This window comes from uncultured Maribacter sp. (assembly GCF_963975365.1).
Lineage (GTDB): Bacteria > Bacteroidota > Bacteroidia > Flavobacteriales > Flavobacteriaceae > Maribacter.
Window position 1 is genome coordinate 29,097 of record NZ_CAXBGF010000020.1, and the last position, 20,400, is coordinate 49,496.

General features: G+C 35.2%; 14 protein-coding genes and 2 tRNA genes. 6 read left to right on the plus strand and 10 right to left on the minus strand.

Translation table 11 applies throughout. From position 1 onward, the window contains the following. Positions 1 to 2 precede the first annotated feature (2 nt). The 5 genes from AACZ49_RS17035 to thrA form a co-directional block, all read right to left on the minus strand. The gene (locus AACZ49_RS17035; protein ID WP_339657301.1) at positions 3 to 917 is read right to left on the minus strand and encodes a glutaminase; all 915 of its coding nucleotides are present in this window, start codon (positions 915 to 917) and stop codon (positions 3 to 5) included. Continuing rightward, entirely contained in the window at positions 917 to 2,002 is a 1,086-nt protein-coding gene (gene gcvT, locus AACZ49_RS17040) for a glycine cleavage system aminomethyltransferase GcvT (RefSeq protein ID WP_339657302.1), read from the minus strand. The genes AACZ49_RS17035 and gcvT overlap by 1 nt, the downstream gene beginning before the upstream one ends. A gap of 99 nt (positions 2,003 to 2,101) precedes the next feature. Continuing rightward, complete coding sequence (gene thrC, locus AACZ49_RS17045) at positions 2,102 to 3,397, minus strand: threonine synthase (protein WP_339657303.1); 1,296 nt, start codon at positions 3,395 to 3,397, stop codon at positions 2,102 to 2,104. A 41-nt stretch (positions 3,398 to 3,438) separates the two neighbouring features. Beyond that, positions 3,439 to 4,365 (minus strand): homoserine kinase, encoded by a 927-nt coding sequence (locus tag AACZ49_RS17050; protein ID WP_339657304.1) that lies wholly within the window; start codon positions 4,363 to 4,365, stop codon positions 3,439 to 3,441. Positions 4,366 to 4,386: 21 nt separating this feature from the next. Further along, positions 4,387 to 6,828, minus strand: coding sequence for a bifunctional aspartate kinase/homoserine dehydrogenase I (gene thrA / locus AACZ49_RS17055; protein WP_339657305.1), 2,442 nt, complete (start codon positions 6,826 to 6,828; stop codon positions 4,387 to 4,389). Positions 6,829 to 7,095: 267 nt separating this feature from the next. Here thrA and AACZ49_RS17060 point away from each other — a divergent pair, with 267 nt between their 5' ends. Next, a complete protein-coding gene (locus AACZ49_RS17060; RefSeq protein WP_339657306.1) occupies positions 7,096 to 8,640 on the plus strand; it encodes an NAD(P)H-hydrate dehydratase in 1,545 nt (514 codons plus the stop codon). 33 nt (positions 8,641 to 8,673) lie between these two features. On the opposite strand, the gene AACZ49_RS17065 is transcribed toward AACZ49_RS17060, so the two are convergent. Continuing rightward, positions 8,674 to 9,075, minus strand: a complete 402-nt coding sequence (locus AACZ49_RS17065) for an STAS/SEC14 domain-containing protein (RefSeq protein WP_339657307.1) — start codon at positions 9,073 to 9,075, stop codon at positions 8,674 to 8,676. Positions 9,076 to 9,283: 208 nt separating this feature from the next. Beyond that, on the minus strand, positions 9,284 to 11,836 hold the full coding sequence (locus AACZ49_RS17070; RefSeq protein WP_339657308.1) for an ATP-dependent Clp protease ATP-binding subunit: 2,553 nt from the start codon (positions 11,834 to 11,836) through the stop codon (positions 9,284 to 9,286). Positions 11,837 to 12,094: 258 nt separating this feature from the next. Here AACZ49_RS17070 and gyrA point away from each other — a divergent pair, with 258 nt between their 5' ends. Beyond that, complete coding sequence (gene gyrA, locus AACZ49_RS17075) at positions 12,095 to 14,629, plus strand: DNA gyrase subunit A (RefSeq protein ID WP_339657309.1); 2,535 nt, start codon at positions 12,095 to 12,097, stop codon at positions 14,627 to 14,629. Between the two features lie 40 nt (positions 14,630 to 14,669). Further along, positions 14,670 to 15,932 (plus strand): tetratricopeptide repeat protein, encoded by a 1,263-nt coding sequence (locus AACZ49_RS17080; protein ID WP_339657310.1) that lies wholly within the window; start codon positions 14,670 to 14,672, stop codon positions 15,930 to 15,932. 46 nt (positions 15,933 to 15,978) lie between these two features. Here AACZ49_RS17080 and AACZ49_RS17085 read toward each other — a convergent pair whose 3' ends face one another. The 3 genes from AACZ49_RS17085 to AACZ49_RS17095 form a co-directional block, all read right to left on the minus strand. Beyond that, positions 15,979 to 16,260, minus strand: a complete 282-nt coding sequence (locus AACZ49_RS17085; protein WP_339657311.1) for an NlpC/P60 family protein — start codon at positions 16,258 to 16,260, stop codon at positions 15,979 to 15,981. A 276-nt stretch (positions 16,261 to 16,536) separates the two neighbouring features. Beyond that, positions 16,537 to 16,665: a hypothetical protein gene (locus AACZ49_RS17090; protein ID WP_339657312.1), complete on the minus strand. Its 129-nt coding sequence runs from the start codon at positions 16,663 to 16,665 to the stop codon at positions 16,537 to 16,539. Between the two features lie 84 nt (positions 16,666 to 16,749). Then, on the minus strand, positions 16,750 to 17,925 hold the full coding sequence (locus AACZ49_RS17095) for an acetyl-CoA C-acyltransferase (protein ID WP_339657313.1): 1,176 nt from the start codon (positions 17,923 to 17,925) through the stop codon (positions 16,750 to 16,752). 123 nt (positions 17,926 to 18,048) lie between these two features. On the opposite strand from AACZ49_RS17095, the gene AACZ49_RS17100 reads away from it, so the two are divergent. From AACZ49_RS17100 to AACZ49_RS17110, 3 genes are all read left to right on the plus strand, one after another. Continuing rightward, complete coding sequence (locus tag AACZ49_RS17100; protein ID WP_339657314.1) at positions 18,049 to 20,085, plus strand: HDIG domain-containing metalloprotein; 2,037 nt, start codon at positions 18,049 to 18,051, stop codon at positions 20,083 to 20,085. A gap of 110 nt (positions 20,086 to 20,195) precedes the next feature. Next, positions 20,196 to 20,284 (plus strand) — tRNA-Ser (locus AACZ49_RS17105). 40 nt (positions 20,285 to 20,324) lie between these two features. Beyond that, positions 20,325 to 20,399: transfer RNA gene (locus AACZ49_RS17110), tRNA-Pro, on the plus strand. Position 20,400 lies beyond the last annotated feature (1 nt).

Below are 20,400 nucleotides of genomic sequence, written 5' to 3' on the forward strand. Positions count from 1 at the left end.
ACTCAAAAAATAGAAAGTTCTGTTTGTGTTGTCAATCTTTCTAAGGCTAACATTCCCAATTTTGAGTTGCCTTTAGCATTTAATCCTGGAGACCAAGTTGCTACACAAAATTTATTAGGAAATATTGCAACAATGCCACCACCTATACCACTTTTACCCGGTAGACCAACTTCAAAAGCAAATTCACCTGCCTCGTCATAAAAACCACAGGTTAACATTAAAGAGTTTATTCGTTTTATCTGTCTTGTAGTAAGAAAAGTATTGTTCCTTTTGCATTTACCATGGTTAATAAACATAAAAAAGGCATTTGCAAGTTGTGCGCAGTTCATAGAAATTGAACATTGATGAAAATAAAAATCTAAAACGGTATCTACATCATTGACCAAATTTTTATAGGATTTTAAAAGATTCGCAGCAGCGTAATTCCGAAATCCTGTCATTTTTTCAGATCGAGCTACTTCTTCATCATATTTTATAGAATCATCATTGGCTAAATTTCTGACATATGCTAAAAACTCCTCTTTTGGATTTTCTAAAAGTGATACCAAGGTATCTGCCACAACAATAGCTCCCGGGTTAATTAAGGGGTTTCTAGGTATACCGTTCTCCATTTCTAGTAGAGATAGATGGTTGAAAGGATTCCCAGAAGGTTCTACATCAACTCGTTGCCAAAGATTTTCGCCTACTAAACCTAAGGCCATAGAAAGCGTAAAGACTTTGGATATGCTCTGAATTGAAAATTGTTCATCTGAATCACCAGATGAAAAACTTTGTTGCTGCATGTTGATTAAATGAATACCGAACTTATTCAAATCTACTTTTGCCAATTCTGGAATATACGTGGCACATAGTCCTCTATCCTCCGCCTTGGCGGCTGTAGCTTTAATGCCATTAAGTATAACTTGAAAGTCTACCATTAAGTTTTGTAAAAGGGTAATTTAACTACGGTAGCCGATACTGCATTCTTTCGAATTTGAACATGGATTTTACTTCCGATTTCTGAAAAAATAGGAGGAACGTATCCCAAGCCAATACCAGTTCCCATTGATGGTGACATTGTGCCAGATGTAACTATGCCTATGGTTTTACCATTGCCATCAACTATATCATAACCATGTCTAGGGATTCCACGTTCATCTAACTCAAAAGCTACCAATTTACGTTCAGGTCCGTTTTGTTTTTCTTTTTCAAGTGCTTCAGAGTTGACGAAATCTTTTGTAAATTTTGTAATCCAACTTAATCCTGCTTCAAAAGGTGAAGTCGAATCATCTATATCATTCCCATAAAGACAGTATCCCATTTCTAATCGTAAGGTATCTCGAGCTGCAAGTCCGATTGGTTTAATACCAAAATCTGCTCCGGCTTCAAATACCTTGTCCCAAATTTGTTTTACTTCTTCATTCTTGCAGTAAATTTCAAATCCGCCAGAACCAGTATATCCTGTTGCAGAGATAATTACATGCTCAATGCCTGCAAAATCTGCTACTTCGAAATGATAGAATTTTATAGCTGATAAATCTATGGAGGTCAATGACTGCATAGCTTCAACCGCTTTAGGGCCTTGAATAGCTAATAGGGAATAGCCTTCGGATATATTTTTTATATCCGCTTTAAACACATTGTTGTAATTGGAAATATGAGCCCAATCTTTATCAATATTAGAAGCATTCACTACTAATAAATATTGTTCATCCTTAATTCGGTAAACAATTAAATCGTCAACTATACCACCTGTTTCATTTGGTAAGCAACTATACTGTGCTCTACCAATAATCAATTTAGATGCATCGTTAGAAGTTACTTTTTGAATTAATGCTAAGGCATTTGGTCCAGAAATTAAAAATTCTCCCATGTGAGAAACGTCAAATACGCCAACACCTTTGCGTACCGTTTCATGTTCGGCATTCACACCTTCGTACGAAACAGGCATATTATATCCAGCAAATGGAACCATTTTGGCACCAAGGGATTCATGAGTTTTGGTAAGCTCAGTATTTTTCATTTTTTTTTATTTATCGGCGATACAAATTTATCGAAAATAAATAGAAGCAATTCTGGTAGAACAGCTATTTGGGAAAATATTGTAAACTATAACCTCTAATCAAGAAGACAAAAGAAATTCTTTGAGATTCTCATAAGTAGAAATCTTAGTTGATTTTTTAGTTTTACCCACCACCTTTTGTATTTGTAAAGGAATTACTAATTTTTCTGACAATGTTTCTTCCACGATATCCAAGAATTTTACGGGGTGCGCCGTTTCTAAGAATATACCATATGTATTTGGATGAAGTTCTTGATATTTTTTAAGTCCAAGGTAACCTACAGCACCATGTGGGTCAGCGATATAACCATTGATATTATAAATTTCCTTTAACGCTCCTTTTGTTTGTTCATCATTAAAAGAGTAGGAGGACAGGTTTTTTTTCAAAGTTTCGAAATTATCTTGAAATAAATGTCGAATACGAATGAAGTTACTTGGGTCGCCAACATCCATTGCATTTGATATGGTTGCTGTTGATGGTTTTGGTTTATATTCTTGTGTGGACATGAACTTCGGTACAGTATCGTTTACATTTGTAGCCGCAATAAAGTGGTTAACCGGCATACCTAAACGTTGTGCAACCAAACCTGCACAGATATTACCGAAATTACCAGAAGGCACAGAAAAAATAATTTCTTTTCCTTTAGTTTTTACTTGTTTATAGGCAAAAAGGAAGTAAAAAAGTTGAGGTAACCACCGTGCCACATTAATTGAGTTGGCCGATGTTAGTTTCATGTGTGCCAACAAATCTTTATCTAAGAAGGCATTTTTAACCATGGCCTGACAATCATCAAAAGTACCGTCAACCTCTAAAGCGGTTATATTTTGACCTAAAGTAGTCAATTGGCGTTCTTGTATATCACTAACTTTACCACTCGGATAAAGAATCACAACCTTGACGCCTTCAACACCAAGAAAGCCATTTGCAACGGCACCACCAGTATCGCCAGAAGTAGCAACCAATACGGTTACTTCTTGCCTATTGGACCTTGAAAAATAACCTAAACATTGTGCCATAAAGCGGGCGCCAACATCTTTAAAAGCCATTGTAGGGCCATGAAAGAGTTCTAGTGTACCAATTGAAGGGGTTATGTCTACAACCGGAAATTCAAAATCTAGTACTTCTTTCAAGATATCTTTTAAGATATCATCGGGTAAAGTTTCCTCTACAAATTGTCGAATTGCCGTAAAGGCGATTTCTTCATTGGATTTTTTCTCAATTTCCTCAAAAAAAGAACTAGGTAATGGTTTAATTTCTTCTGGAAAGTACAATCCTTTGTCAGGAGCAATTCCGTTAATTACGGCTTTATCAAAAGAAACTACGGGTGCTTTATTATTTAAACTATAGAATTTCAAGTTGAATGTATTTAACAGTTGTTAATGTGATATTTCTAAAATTATAAAAGTTTTACGCCTTCCATATTAACCTTGGAAACATGTATTTCGTATGCAATGCCAATTTTTTCGTAAACCGATTTCATTACATTTCCAACCTTTAAAGCAGTTTCTTTTCCTTTGCTAAAAGCGAAAATTGATGGCCCTGACCCCGATATGCCTGAGCCTATAGCACCTGCTTCTAATGATACTTTTTTAACTTCATCAAAACCTGGTATCAAGATAGAGCGAATTGGCTCTACTATGTGGTCTTCTAATGAACGGCCAATTAGTTGATAATCTTCCTTAAACAATCCAGCTACAAGTCCGCCAACATTTCCCCATTGTTTTATTGCTGTTTCCATTGAAATGGTAGTCTTTAATATTTTTCGAGAATCGGAAGTTTTTATTTCAATCTGTGGATGAATTATGGTTACATATAATTCAGATGGTGCAGGTATGGTTATAATATCCAATGGATTATAACTTCGCACAAGTGTGAAGCCGCCGAAAAGGGCAGGAGCTACATTATCGGCATGGGCAACATCACTGGCCAGTCGTTCGCCTTCCATGGCAAATTTCACTAACTCGGTTTTATTGAAAGGATTTTCTAGAAGATGATTCATAGCCCAAACTGCACCGGCAGAACTAGCTGCACTGCTACCTATGCCACTACCAGGCTTTATTTTTTTATTGATTTCAATTTCAAATCCGCCATCGTAATCAGCGGCCAATAGAAATGCATTGCCAGCAACACCTGCTACATTGTTCAATGTTTCTTTGGGTAAATTTTGTCCCGATATTTTTGTGATTTGAATTCCTTTTTGTGGAACTTTTCTAACAATCATTTCATCACCGACCGAATCTAAAGCAACACCAAGAACATCAAAGCCACATGAAATATTTGCTACTGTTGCAGGGCAAAAAACCTTTATTTCGTTTTGGTTCATTTTGTAAATTGATTTTTCATCTTAAAAGTTACCTATTCTAATAATATCTGCGAAAATTCCGGAAGCTGTTACAGCAGCACCAGCACCAGCACCCTTAATAATTAAAGGTTGTTGTGGGTACCTTTTCGTGTAAAAAAGCACTATGTTATCACTACCTTCAAGGTTGTAGAAGTCATGCCCTTTTGGTATTTCTTGTAAACCTACGCTTGCCTGACCTTCATTAAATTGAGCTACATATTTTAATTTGCTATTTGCCTTTTTAGCACTTGAAAATAAAGATTGAAAATGGGATTCATTTTTTGTCAAAGAGGCGAAAAAATCTTCATTGTTGTGAGTATTTAAACTCTCTTCAGGTAAAAATGGATTGTTTTTAATGTCGCTTATTTCTAATTCATTACCGCTTTCCCTTGCTAAAATCAATATTTTCCGCATTACATCTACACCACTTAAATCTATTTTAGGGTCTGGTTCGGTATAACCTTCTTCTTGAGCCTGTTTTACAACATCATGAAAGGTGGTGTTCTCATTAAAATTATTAAAAACAAAATTTAAACTACCAGATAGCACCGCCTGAATCTTTAGAATCTTATCGCCAGATGCTATTAAATGTTTTAAAGTATCAATAATAGGCAAACCAGCTCCCACATTAGTTTCAAATAAAAATGGGGCATTATAGGTTCTAGCCAATGATTTTAGGTTTGAATAATTTTCATAGGCCGAAGAGCAAGCAATCTTGTTACAAGTAACAACTGATATGCTGTTGCCTAAATACTCACTATAGGTATTGGAAACTTCTTCGCTGGCCGTATTATCAACAAAAATACTATTTCTAAAATTTAAGGTGTTGACCAATTCTAAAAATTTAATTTTATCAGCTTTCTCTCCTTGGGCCAATTTTGATTGCCAATCATTCAGGTCTATTCCTTTCTCATCAAAAACCATTGTTCGAGAATTGGACATGCCAATAACCCTAATGTTTAATTTTAAATTCTCTTTTAAGAATTTACGTTGCTCTTTTATTTGTTCTAAGAATTTTGCTCCAACATTACCAACACCCATTACAAATAGGTTTAGTTGCTTTATATTTTCCTCGAAGAATTCTTCATGTAATGCATTCAAGGCTTTTTTTACATCCTTTTCGTCGATGATACAAGATATGTTTCTTTCTGAAGCTCCCTGTGCAATTACTCGAATATTCACGTTGTTTTTTCCAAGCGTACTGAACATTTTACCACTTAACCCCTGGTGGCTTTTCATATTATCACCAACAAGTGCTACAATTGCTAAATCCTTTTCAGGTATAACTTGTTTTATACGCCCCCTTTCAATTTCATACTCAAAAGCTTCGTTAACAATACTTACTGCTTTTTCAACATCATCAGCAGAGATGCCAACACAAATAGAATGTTCAGAAGAAGCTTGGGTAATAAGTACGACACTAATATCTGCCTGAGATAACACTTCAAAAAAACGTTTAGATATACCAGGTATTCCAACCATTCCAGGTCCTTCCAAAGATAACAAAGCTATATTTCCGATATGACTAATACCTCTCACGGTTTTGCCTTTTTCGTTTTTAGATTTGGTAATCAATGTTCCAACTTCATCAGGACTAAATGTATTCTTTATTACTATCGAAATTCCTTTTGATAATACCGGTTGAATAGTAGGTGGGTAAAGTACTTTTGCACCAAAATGAGACAATTCCATAGCTTCCTCATATGATATATGTGGAATTGCTTTGGCTTGTTTTACCATTTTAGGATTGGCAGTATACATGCCGCTCACATCTGTCCAAATTTCTAAGATTTCAGCATCAATAGCTGCAGCGTATATAGCTGCAGTATAATCTGAACCTCCTCTGCCTAAAGTAGTAGAAACTCCTTCTTCTGATGTAGCTATAAAACCTGGGCAAACCGTAATTTTCTTATGCGATGAATTAAAATAGTCTACACAATTGGCATTTGTTTTGGTGAAATTCACCATATTCTTGCCACTTAATTTATGTGTTATTACAAGGTCTCTACTATCTTTGAATACGGCATCTAAATTTTCAGTAATAAGATATTCGCTGATGATATAAGATGAAAGTAGTTCACCATAACTTACAATTTTATCAGAAAGTTTAGGGGTGATTTCACCAATGAAATAAGCGCCTTCCAATAATGTTTCTAAAACATTAAATTCACTCTTTACTTTGCTAAGCACCTTGCTTTGTGCTGTAACTGGTAACAATTCTTTAATTGCTGATAGATGTCTTTCTTCAAGAGAGGTTAGTACTTTTTTGTAAGATAAATCTTGCGAAGAGGCCATTGTACCTGCTTGCAACAATAAATCAGTTACGCCACCGAGTGCAGAGACCACCAATACAATTTGGTCTTCATAGGTAGAAATTATATTTTTAATCTTAATTATAGTTTCGGGTTTGGCTACAGATGAACCACCAAATTTTAGAACTTTCATGCTATTGAAATATTGACTTTTTATTTAAGAAATGGTGTAATTAAACACAGAGACGGAAAAATATCGTTATGAACCCCAAGGGGTAAACCATGTGGTCGTAGTACCATTAAAATTGGTAAGTGAAGTAATATCGAAATTTATGCCTGTCTTATCGCAGTCCATAATACTAATGGTTGAGCGCCAAAAGTAGTACATTTGATAACTCTATCAAATGATTGCACAATTTTTTACGGAATCGTTAATTTTTAGCAGTAAAATAAATTAAGAATGAAATTATATAGTGCAAAACAGATTTATAAAGCAGATCGAATTTCTATTGAAAAAGAAAAGATAGTTAGTGATGAATTAATGGAACGTGCTGCATTACAGTTATTTAATTGGATTCATTTGCATATACAAGGTGCTCCGGTAAAAATTCATTTATTCTGTGGTATTGGAAATAATGGGGGTGATGGAATAGCTCTGGCTCGCCATCTATTGGATCATGGTTATAATATATCAGTTTATGTTATAAATTATAGTGAACGACGTTCTAAAGATTTTTTAATAAATCTAGAAAGATTAAAAACAAGAAAATGTTGGCCAAGTTTCATTAGCTCAGATGATGAGTTCCCTAAAATAGGGAAAGATGACATTATTGTTGATGGTATTTTTGGCATAGGACTAAATAGAACGCCCGATGATTGGGTTGTTGAAATTATTCAGAATTTAAATAAGTCTGAGGCTTTTATTTTGTCTATTGATATTCCGTCAGGTTTGTTCACCGACCAAGGCCCAGAAAATTTGGAAGCTATTATAAAATCTAATTTTGTGCTGACTTTTCAAAGCCCTAAATTGGTTTTCTTTTTACCTCAAACTGGACCATTTATAGAACAATGGGAGGTATTGGATATAGGTTTAGACCCAGAATACTTAGAGACTACTGAAACTGACTTTGAGCTAATCGGCAAAAATGAAGCGTTGCGTGTTTATAAGCCACGTGAAAAGTATGCTCACAAAGGTTCTTATGGGCATTCTCTTATAGTTGGAGGTAGTTATGGTAAAATGGGCGCTGTTTGTTTAGCAGCAAGTGCAGCCTTAAAAGCAGGTAGCGGATTGGTGACTGCCTATGTTCCAAAAATAGGGTATTCTATTCTGCAGACTTCTTTGCCAGAAGTCATGGTGTTAACAGATTCTAATGTGGATATGCTTGAAAACATAGGATTTGATATGGAGCCTACCATTGTCGGAATAGGAGTTGGTATGGGTACGAACGATAAAACTGTTACTGGTTTTGCTTATTTTTTAAATAAGAATAAAAAGCCATTGGTGCTTGATGCAGATGCCCTTAATATTCTTTCAAAAAACAAGTCGTTGTTAAAGAAAATCCCAGAAAATACCATTTTAACTCCTCATCCCAAAGAGTTGGAGAGATTGATAGGAGCTTGGGAAGATGATTTTGAAAAGTTGGATAAGGTAAAGGAGTTCAGCAAGAAATTTAAATGTATTGTAGTGATAAAAGGAGCGCATACTATAGTTGTGCAGAATGATAAAGGCTACGTGAATACCACAGGTAATCCTGGTATGGCAACCGCTGGTAGTGGTGATGTGTTAACTGGAGTAATAACCGGATTGAGAGCTCAAGGATATTCTGCATTGAATGCTGCTATATTTGGAGTTTACTTACATGGTAAAGCTGGCGATATAGCTGTAGAAAGTACGGGTTACCAATCTTTAGTGGCGTCTAATCTCATAGAAAGTATAGGAAGCGCTTATCTCGATTTATTCAAAATGCCTGAACACCCTATAACTGAAGAACCGAGCGAACAATAATTTATTTCAGTTTAATGTAAATTTTGAAAGGGATTAAGAATTAACTCTTCTTTTAACCCATCTGAGAGCATTGTCGTATTCTATAAAAAACTTCATGGGCTTTTTGTAAAACAATTTTTCAATCTTAAAGTTATGCATATCTATTTCTTTAACCGAAACGATAGCAAATGCTTTAAGGTTATCTAGTTGCTTTAAATAGTTATAGATGGTAGGATCAATTGCGAATGAATTTTTACGAAGACTTATGAATCCGAAATTTTTATCTCTAAAATGAATTTCTGATATGCCGATTATTTGATATGCCCTTTCAAGGGTTAGAGTAGCTCCTTCATCAAAGATGGATACCATGTAATTTTCAAATACTTGAATTTTCCCTACTTCTAACTCGTACTCTCGTACAATTACTTTCTTCTTTTTGGAGGGGCCAATTTTCATTCTCTTTGTATTAATATAGTGTGTCTAAAGCGAAAGTAAATTGAACTTTAATTTTCTGATAAATTATTAGTCTAAACGCTAAAATATCGTTCATACTGCGTATGGCCGGTGTTTCCTGTATTTGATTTCTTACAATTAAAAATTCAATGTACGAAAAAGGAGCCCAACTTAGGACTCCTTTTTAAAGTAAGCTATTTTCTGAATAACACTAAGTTTTAGGCGTTTCTTCTTCCGTTTTTTCAATTTTAATAGTCAATTCTTCACTCTTTTGGTCAAGGTCGATGAATATAGTATCTCCTTCCTTAAGTTTTGAATTCACGATCTCTTCTGCTAAAGCATCTTCAATATATTTCTGTATTGCTCTTTTAAGAGGCCTTGCTCCGTATTGCTTATCGAAACCTTTCTCAGCAATATAATCTTTTGCGCTGTCTGAAAGATTTAAATGATAACCTATATCTTTAATTCTTTTATACAGTTTAGCAAGTTCGATATCAATAATTTGGTGAATATGCTCTCTTTCTAAAGCATTAAAAACAATTACGTCATCAATTCTATTCAAAAATTCAGGAGCGAATGCTTTTTTAAGAGCATTTTCAATAACTCCTTTTTGATGCGAATCTTCTTGAGATTTTTTTGCCGCTGTACCAAAACCAACACCTTGACCAAAGTCTTTTAATTGTCTAGCACCAATATTTGATGTCATTATGATGATTGTATTTCTGAAATCGATTTTACGACCAAGACTATCTGTTAAATAGCCATCATCCAATACTTGTAAAAGCATATTGAACACATCGGGATGCGCTTTTTCAACTTCATCTAATAAGATTACGGAATATGGTTTTCTTCTAACCTTCTCTGTCAATTGACCACCTTCTTCGTAACCTACGTATCCTGGAGGTGCACCAACCAATCTTGAGATGGCAAATTTCTCCATATACTCACTCATGTCAATTCGTATAAGTGCATCTTCTGAGTCAAAAAGTTCTTTAGCCAATACTTTGGCTAACTGAGTTTTACCAACTCCTGTTTGTCCTAAAAATATAAATGAACCGATTGGCTTATTTGGGTCTTTAAGTCCAGCTCTATTACGTTGTATAGCTTTAGACACTTTTGCAACAGCTTCGTCTTGACCAATAACGTTAGACTTAATCAGCTCTGGTAAACCAGCTAATTTGTTGCTCTCTGTTTGAGCAATTCTGTTAACAGGTATGCCACTCATCATGGAAACAACATCGGCGACATTATCTTCACTTACTGTTTCTTTATTCAGTTTGCTATCATCTTCCCAACGCTCTTGAGCGATGGCAAGTTCTTTTTCTAGGCTTTTTTCATCGTCGCGCAATTTTGCAGCCTCTTCATATTTTTGTTTTTTAACTACGCTATTTTTTAGTTCACGAACATCTTCCAATTTCTTTTCCAATTCAAGAATTTGTTTTGGAACGTCCATATTTACAATGTGTACACGTGATCCTGCCTCGTCAAGAGCATCTATAGCCTTGTCAGGTAAAAAGCGATCTGTCATGTATCTATTTGTCAACTTGACACATGCTTCAATTGCCTCATCAGTGTAAGTTACATTATGATGGTCTTCGTATTTGCCTTTAATGTTATGTAATATCTCAATTGTCTCATCTACGGTAGTCGGTTCAACAATCACTTTTTGAAAACGTCTTTCTAACGCCCCATCTTTTTCGATATATTGTCTATACTCGTCTAAGGTAGTCGCGCCGATACATTGAATCTCTCCTCTTGCCAAAGCAGGTTTGAACATATTTGAGGCATCTAAACTTCCTGTCGCACCGCCTGCACCGACTATGGTATGAATTTCATCAATAAACAATATTACATCGTCATTTTTTTCAAGTTCATTCATAACAGCTTTCATGCGTTCTTCAAACTGACCACGATACTTAGTGCCAGCAACTAAAGAAGCTAGATCAAGTGTTACAACTCTTTTATTATAAAGAATTCTTGAAACTTTTTTATTGATAATTCGTAGTGCAAGCCCTTCGGCTATAGCACTTTTGCCAACTCCGGGTTCACCAATCAATAACGGATTGTTCTTTTTTCTACGACTAAGAATCTGAGAAACACGCTCAATTTCTTTCTCGCGACCAACAACAGGATCTAATTTGTTTTCTTCTGCCATTTGGGTAAGATCTCTTCCGAAATTATCCAGTACAGGGGTTTTAGATTTTTTGGTTCCTTTTTGGCCTGAAGTAGCGCCAAAGGTACTTTCTTTACCTTCAGATGTTTCATCAGAATCACTGGGGAAAGATTCGGCCGTTGGGCCATCTACCATATCGTCGTCACTTGTTATCATAAATTTGAACTGTTCCTTTACACTATCATAATCTACTTTCAACTTATGTAAAAGTTTTGTAGTTGGGTCATTTTCGTTCCTTAAAATACAAAGTAAAAGGTGAGCTGTATTTATCGAAGAGCTCTGAAAAAGTTTGGCTTCTAAAAAGGTTGTTTTTAGTGCGCGTTCAGCTTGTCTTGTTAAATGTAAGTTCTTTTTGTCTTTTTGAACACCGTTGGCGTTTGGATTTGAAGGGCTGAGAATTTCAACTTTTCTTCTTAAGTGCTCCAAATCAACCTCTAAAGCATCTAAAATGCTAATAGCCTTCCCGTTTCCATCTCTAAGGAGCCCTAACATTAAGTGCTCAGTACCGATAAAATCGTGACCAAGTCGCAATGCTTCCTCCTTGCTATAAGCAATTACATCCTTTACTCTTGGGGAAAAATTATCATCCATATACTATATTATCTACTATAAAATTACTAAATCTCATCCAATCAATGGCAAATACCATACCTATAATCGTTAAAGTTATTGTAAAACCCACGAAATGTGGGGTTCTACGTATAAAAATGAGCGTATATCATTAAAATTAACATTTCAAAGTCGACTGTTAATAAAAATTCATATTATTAAATCTACTTATTCTTGAAACGCCTAGGATTTAAGTATATTGGCATGCTTTTTTACTAATTAAAAAACAGAAGATTTTAAATGGCTGACGGTGAAAAATTGATACCTATTAATATTGAAGATGAAATGAAATCTGCCTACATCGATTATTCGATGTCGGTCATAGTGTCACGAGCTCTGCCAGATGTCAGAGATGGGTTAAAACCAGTGCACAGAAGGGTTCTTTTCGGAATGCATGAATTAGGGGTTAGAAGTAATAGCTCACATAAAAAATCTGCCCGTATTGTCGGGGAGGTACTCGGTAAGTATCACCCACATGGTGATACCTCTGTTTATGATGCAATGGTGCGTATGGCTCAAGAGTGGAGTCTTCGTTATATGCTTGTAGACGGTCAAGGTAACTTTGGTTCTATAGATGGTGATAGTCCTGCAGCGATGCGTTATACGGAAGCCCGTATGCGTAAGATAGCAGATGATATGCTTATCGATATAGAAAAGGAGACCGTGGATTATCAATTGAATTTTGATGATTCTTTGAAAGAACCTACTGTGCTTCCTACCAGGGTGCCTAGCCTTTTGGTTAATGGCGCATCTGGTATTGCTGTTGGTATGGCTACCAATATGCCTCCGCATAATTTATCGGAAGTAGTTGACGGAACTATTGCATATATTGATAACAATGACATTGGAATAGATGAGTTGATAACTCATATAAAAGCTCCTGATTTTCCTACAGGTGGTATTATTTACGGTTATGATGGCGTAAAGGAAGCTTTTCATACAGGTAGAGGACGTGTAATGATGCGGGCCAAGGCAACCTTTGAAGAGGTTCAAGGAAGAGAATGCATAATCGTTCATGAAATTCCTTATCAGGTGAATAAGGCGGACATGATTAAGAAAACTGCTGATCTTGTCAATGATAAGAAAATTGAAGGTATTTCTAATATTAGGGACGAGTCTGACCGTAATGGTATGCGAATCGTTTACATCTTAAAAAGAGATGCGATACCTAACATAGTACTTAACATGTTGTATAAATATACGGCATTGCAAACATCTTTTAGCGTCAATAATATAGCCCTTGTAAATGGAAGGCCACGATTGTTGAATGTAAAAGAAATGATTCATTACTTCGTAGAGCATCGCCATGAGGTTGTGGTTAGACGAACTCAGTTTGAGTTGAAAAAGGCAGAGGATCGCGCACATATTTTAGAAGGACTGATTATTGCTTCAGACAATATTGATGAGGTTATAGCAATTATCAGGGCTTCAAACAATGCAGATGAAGCTCGAGCAAACTTAATTGAACGCTTTAAGCTAAGTGAGATTCAAGCTAAGGCAATTGTAGAGATGCGATTACGTCAGCTTACCGGTCTAGAACAAGATAAGCTTAGAACAGAATATGATGAGATTATGCTTCTGATTACAGATTTGAAGGATATTCTTGATAAAAAGGAACGTAGAATGCAAATCATTAAAGATGAGTTGCAAGAGATAAAGGATAAATATGGTGATGAAAGAAGGTCCGTAATTAATTTTGCAGGTGGAGACCTTAGCATGGAAGATATGATACCCGATGAGCAAGTGGTTATAACTATTTCTCATGCAGGTTATATTAAAAGAACACCGTTGACCGAATACAAAACTCAGAATAGGGGTGGAGTAGGTCAAAAAGCATCTTCAACAAGAAATGAAGATTTTCTAGAGCATCTATTTGTAGGCACTAACCATCAGTACATGTTATTCTTTACGCAAAAAGGAAAATGTTTCTGGATGCGGGTTTTTGAAATACCAGAAGGTAGTCGAACTTCAAAAGGAAGGGCGATTCAAAATCTTATTAATATTGAGCAAGACGATTGTGTAAAAGCATTTATCTGTACGCAAGATTTAAAGGATGAAGAATATGTAAATGGTCACTACGTAATTATGGCGACTAAAAAAGGTATTGTTAAAAAGACATCTTTGGAGCAATATTCTAGGCCGCGTCAAAATGGTATCAATGCTATTACAGTACGTGATGGTGATGAGTTATTAGAGGCTAAATTGACAACAGGAACAAGTGAGATATTTCTAGGTCTTAAATCTGGTAAGGCAATACGTTTTGAAGAGAGTAAGACGAGGCCAATGGGGCGTAATGCATCTGGAGTTCGAGGTATTACTTTAGCTAATGAAGAAGATGAAGTAATCGGAATGGTTTCTGTTCATAATTTTGAGGATGAAATTTTAGTAGTATCTGAAAAAGGTTATGGTAAACGTTCAAGTATAGAAGATTATAGGGTTACCAATAGAGGAGGTAAAGGTGTTAAGACAATCAGTGTTACCGAAAAGACGGGTGGGTTGGTTGCTATTAAGAATGTTACCGATTCAGATGATTTGATGATTATTAACAAATCTGGAATTGCGATTCGTATGAGCGTAGAAGACTTGCGTGTAATGGGTAGAGCAACACAGGGTGTTAGATTGATAAACATTAAAGGTAATGACTCTATAGCCGCTGTTGCTAAGGTAATGAAAGAGGAAGATGATTTAGAAGAATCAGAAATACTAGACATTGAGGTAGATACTGAAAATGGCACGGAGATTGATACTGATGAATCAGATGTTTCAGAAGAATAAATGATCTAAATTTTAAACACTAATAATTAATATAATTAAAATGAAAAATAGGTTTTTACTTGTCGCAGCATTTACATTTACAATGGTCGGTTTTGCGCAAAAGAATGAAATAAAAGAGGCTGAAAAAGCATTGAAGGATGGGGATTCGGCTGCAGCTCAAACAGCTATCGAAGCGGCTTCAGGTACGATTACATCTGCCGATGAAAAGCTACAGGCTCAGTATTACTTTACTAAAGGTAAAATTTATAGTGATTTAGCTAAAAAGGGAAATAATGATGCATTTGAGAAATCTGCAACATCTTTTAAGAAAGTCATTGAGATTGAAGAAAAATCTGGTAAGCAAAAATATACTGGTGAAACTAATCAATATATGGCTTCATTAACTGCTGATTTGGTAAACTCAGCGGTTAGCGATAATGGAAATAAAAAATTCAAGGAAGCAGCTGAGAAGTTGTATATGAGCTACACCCTTAGTCCTAAAGACACTTCTTATTTGTATTATGCAGCAGGTAGTGCTGTGAATGGAGGTCACTATGAAATGGCTTTAGATTACTATAATAAACTACAAGAAGTAGGTTATGATGGTAGCGGGGTTGTATATAAGGCTACCAATACAGCTTCAGGTGAAGTAGAGGAGATGGATAAGCTTCAACGTGATCTTATGATTAAATCTGGGAGCTATACGGATCCCATAGATGAGAAAACTCCATCCAAAAAAGCAGAGATTGTTAAAAATACTGCATTGATTTATACTCAATTAGGTCAGGACGAGAAAGCTTTGGAAGCTTACCAAGCAGCTAGAAAAAATGATCCTGAAGATGTAAATCTTATTCTTAATGAGGCAAATTTATATTTCAATCAAGGAAATAAAGATAAGTTTAAGGAATTAATGGCTGAAGCTATCGCATTGGCTCCTGATAATGCTGACCTTCACTACAATGTTGGTGTAATAAGCATGGAGCAAGAGAATTATGAAGATGCTAGAGTTTCTTATAATAAAGCAATCGAAATTGATCCAAAGTATACAAATGCTTATTTAAACCTTTCAACTACCTATGTAAACGAAGGTAATGCACTGATCGATGATATGAATTCTTTAGGTAACTCTAGAGCAGATATCGCAAAGTATGATGAGCTTAAAGAGAAAAAAGATAGTTTCTTTAGGCAAGGTGCAGATGTTTTGGAAGAAGCTTTAAAAAATAGTCCTGAAAATGAAAACATTATGATTCAGCTTAAGAATATTTATGGAGCTATGGGTGATAATGAAAACTTTTTAAAAATGAAAAAGATGTTAGGTGAGTAATCTAATTTCCTTATTTAATTTAAAAGGCCCTGAAAAGGGCCTTTTTTTATGTTATTTTTTTAATAACCTTAAGTTGAAGGGTGTATGTTCTCAGGTCGTTTTTAAATATACCTGTATGGTCTAATCGGTCGACTCTTACCTTTCCGTTTACATGTTTAACATAGTTGTTGTCCATTATAATGTCTACATGGTCTATTACTTTGCTAGCGTTGTCGAAAAATGCTAAATCTCTTGCCTTACTTTCTTCTGCAAAACTAAGTACTTCGCTTTGTGTAGATTGCTTTTTAGCTGTTCGTATAAGATTATAATCATTTATTTTATAAACCATTTGAATAAAGCTGGCACTATCTATTTCAAAAGGAGACCGGCTTCCTTTTATTTTTGGAGAATTAAGATAACGTAAAGATGTCTTTATGAGTATATCCTTTGACTGAAATCCATTACTAACGCTTCCATTAAAATTAGTATGAAGAGATGGGGTTTCTTGTGTACTTGACCCAATAATTATTGGTATTAAACTTTGATTTCTTTCCTTTAGGAAAGTAATAAGGTCAGCAACATATTTAGGTTGTTTATTTTGTTGAAGCGCTTCAAATTCTTCGTCTTAAATAAAAGTCAATTGACTGTTCATAATCCAATCTTTGGATTTTCTCAATATTGTTTTTATTCTAGACCATTTTTTACGGGACTCTAAAATCTTAAAATGTTCGCCGAACAAAAATTGGGTAACCATTTCCGAAACTTCATCGGGGGGAGCTTCTCACTGGAATAATTCTTAAGTGACAAATACCGTATGTTATGCAATTTTTTTATGCTCTTAAACCCTTTCAATAATGATTGCCGAAGCGCCACCGCCACCATTACAAATTGCAGCAGCACCGAGTTTAGCGTTATTTTGTTCCAACACGTTCATTAATGTAATAAGTATTCGAGCCCCAGAACAACCTAAGGGATGACCCAGTGAAACAGCACCTCCGTTAACATTAACATTGCTATCATTTAGTCCTAATAATTTCATATTTGCAAGACCAACCACAGAAAACGCTTCATTAAATTCAAAAAAATCAATTTCTTCAATTGATATTTTAGATTTGGCTAAGGCTTTTGGTAATGCTTTGGCAGGGGCAGTTGTAAACCATTCTGGTTCATGAGCTGCATCTGCATAACTTTTTATAATAGCTAATGGTTTTAAATTTAATTCATTAGCTTTTTCTTTACTCATTAAAACCAACGCAGCGGCTCCGTCATTAATAGTTGATGCATTTGCTGCAGTAACAGTGCCATCTTTTGAAAACGCAGGTCTTAAATTTGGAATTTTATCCATGAATACATTAGTGAACTCCTCATCTTTTGCGATTATTATGGGTTCTCCACGTCTTTGAGGTACCGCAACAGGAATAACTTCCTTATCGAATTTTCCAGTTTCCCATGCTTTAGAAGATCTTGTGTAAGATTGAATTGCATATGCATCTTGATCTTCTCTACTGAAATCATATTTAGCGGCACATGCATCAGCACAGACACCCATAGCATTATCGTCATAAGCGTCGACCAAACCGTCTTTTTGCATGCCATCGATTAATGTTGATGGGCCAAATTTGGTACCTGTTCTCATTTGAACATAGTGTGGTATAAGGCTCATGTTTTCCATACCGCCTGCGACTACAATATCGGCATCGCCTAAAGCGATTGCTTGTGCACCTTGCATTACGGCTTTCATGCCAGATGCGCATACTTTATTAATAGTTGTACAGGGCACTGTATTTGGAATGCCGGCAAATATTGCAGCTTGTCTAGCAGGTGCTTGACCTGTTCCTGCCTGAACAACATTGCCCATAAGAACTTCGTTTACCAGTGAAGGATCTAAATTTATTTTCTTCAATGCGCCCTCAATTGCGATAGCACCCAATCTTGGAGCAGGTATTGTAGATAATCCACCCATAAAGCTTCCGATAGGTGTTCTCACAGCTGAAACAATTACAACCTCTTTCATGTTTTATTTTTTTTTGATTTGACGAAATTACTAAATTCTATAGCAACCAAAAGGGATATCATTTCAATTACTGATTATCAGTTTATTATTTTCTATTTTTGATGAACTTATTAATTTTTTCTTTTGGATAATCTTTACAAAAAGCAATCACTAATTTTTAAATATATACTATATATAGCGGCTGTCGCTTTTATAGTTTTTTTCTTGCCCAAGGGAGGTAAATTTAAGTATGAATTTCAAAAAGGTAAGCCTTGGCAGTTTGAAAATCTATATGCACCCTTCGATTTTTCTATTAAAAAAACCGATTCTGAGATAGCAAAAGAAAAACAGTCGATTGAAAGTGCCCAGCTTCCATATTATAATTATGACGAAAAGATAGTTGATGGTATTCTTGAGAAATTTGAAGAGGAATTTGATAAAAAATGGAATAATTACGGAATAAGAAATAATCAGAAAAATCGGCTAGAGAGATTCTCAAAGGCGATTTTAGATTCAATTTACAGTAATGGAATATTACAAAATAAAGGAAAACAAATACAGAGCAGTTTTATTTACCTTGTTAAGGGTAATGAAGCGAGCAAAGTAAGGGTTACAGATTTTTATAGGGTCAACGAGATTAATGACTTAGTGGCTAGGGTTTTAGAAGATAATAATCTATCAATTTTTATAAATGAAACGCAATCGCTCTTTTTTGATTTAATAACCCCAAATGTAAGCTTCGATAATAATCTGACTCAAAAAGCAAGGGACGAAGCTTTGTCGAAATTATCATATACTAGGGGTACGGTTGATCAAGGCCGATTAATAATCGCGAAAGGGGAAGTTGTAGAAGCAGAAAACTTAAAAGTTTTAGAATCATTAAAAGCTGAATACGAATCGGAACTATGGACTGCAAATAATTACTACTACATCTTAATTGGGTATACAGTACTAGTTGCACTAGTATTAATAATGCTTTTCTTATTTCTTAAAAAATATAGAAAGACGGTTTACGATAATAATGTAAAAGTTACATTCATATTTTTCAATATACTGTTGATGGTGTTTATAACTACAATGGTTATAAAGTATAATGATCAATTGGTTTTTGTAGTGCCATTGTGTATTCTACCATTAATTTTAAAAACTTTTTTCGATGCTAGATTAGGTCTTTTTGTACATGTACTAGCGGTTTTGATTTTAGGTTTTGTCGTTCCAAATAGTTTTGAATATATTTTTCTTCAGATAATTACGGGCATAGTAACTATTCTAACAGTATCTGAACTTTATAAGAGAGCTAATTTATTTGTTAGTGTAGGTCAAATAACATTGATTTATATTATAGCCTATTTGGCTTTCCATACTATTCATGAGGGTGATTTAAGTGATATCGAGTGGTATACTTTAGGACTTTTTCTATTGAATGGTATGATAACTCTATTCGTACAGCCATTGATTTATATCTATGAAAAAGTATTCGGTCTTGTTTCTGATGTATCCCTGTTAGAGCTTTCAGATACTAATTCTAAGTTGCTAAAAGAACTTTCCAATAAAGCTCCAGGTACATTTCATCATTCTTTACAAGTGGCAAATTTAGCCGAGGCTGCAGCAAATGAAATTGGAGCAAATGCTATGCTGGTTAGGGTAGGGGCCTTGTATCATGATATCGGTAAAATGAATGAACCTACTTTCTTTACGGAGAACCAGATAACGAATATTAATCCTCATGATGAATTAAGCCCGAGAGATAGTGCTAGAATTATAATTGACCATGTTATCAAAGGAATAGAAATTGCAAGAAAGAACAATATTCCTGACAGAATTATAGATTTCATTCGTTCGCATCATGGTACAACCTTGGTTTATTACTTCTATAAAAAGCAAAAAGATCTAGAAGGAGAAGTAATTGAAGAAGATTTTAGATACCCAGGGCCATTACCCTTCTCTAGAGAAACGGCAATTTTAATGATGGCAGATTCGGTAGAGGCAGCATCTAAAAGTTTAAAGGACCCTACATTTTTGATTATTGATGAATTCGTAGATAAGATAATTTCGGGTCAAATGAAGGCAAATCAATTTTTGAATGCAGATATTACGTTTAAAGAAATAGAAACAATCAAGAAAATCTTTAAACAAAAGCTAATTAACATTTATCATTTGCGTGTGGAATATCCTGAGTAACAGTGGTCTGAATTTTTATTTAAAAAAAGATAAAAAATAGTTGTGTAAAACCAGTTATACTTATACATTTGCATCCGCTATTGAGAGCGAAAGTTCATTGAAGAATTACTGGAGAGGTGCCTGAGTGGCCGAAAGGAGCGGTTTGCTAAATCGTCGTACCCTAACAAGGGTACCCAGGGTTCGAATCCCTGTCTCTCCGCAACGATATGTTGAGAGACATATAATTTTGATAACCATCTCGGGGTGTAGCGTAGCCCGGTTATCGCGCCGCGTTTGGGACGCGGAGGTCGCAGGTTCGAATCCTGCCACCCCGAC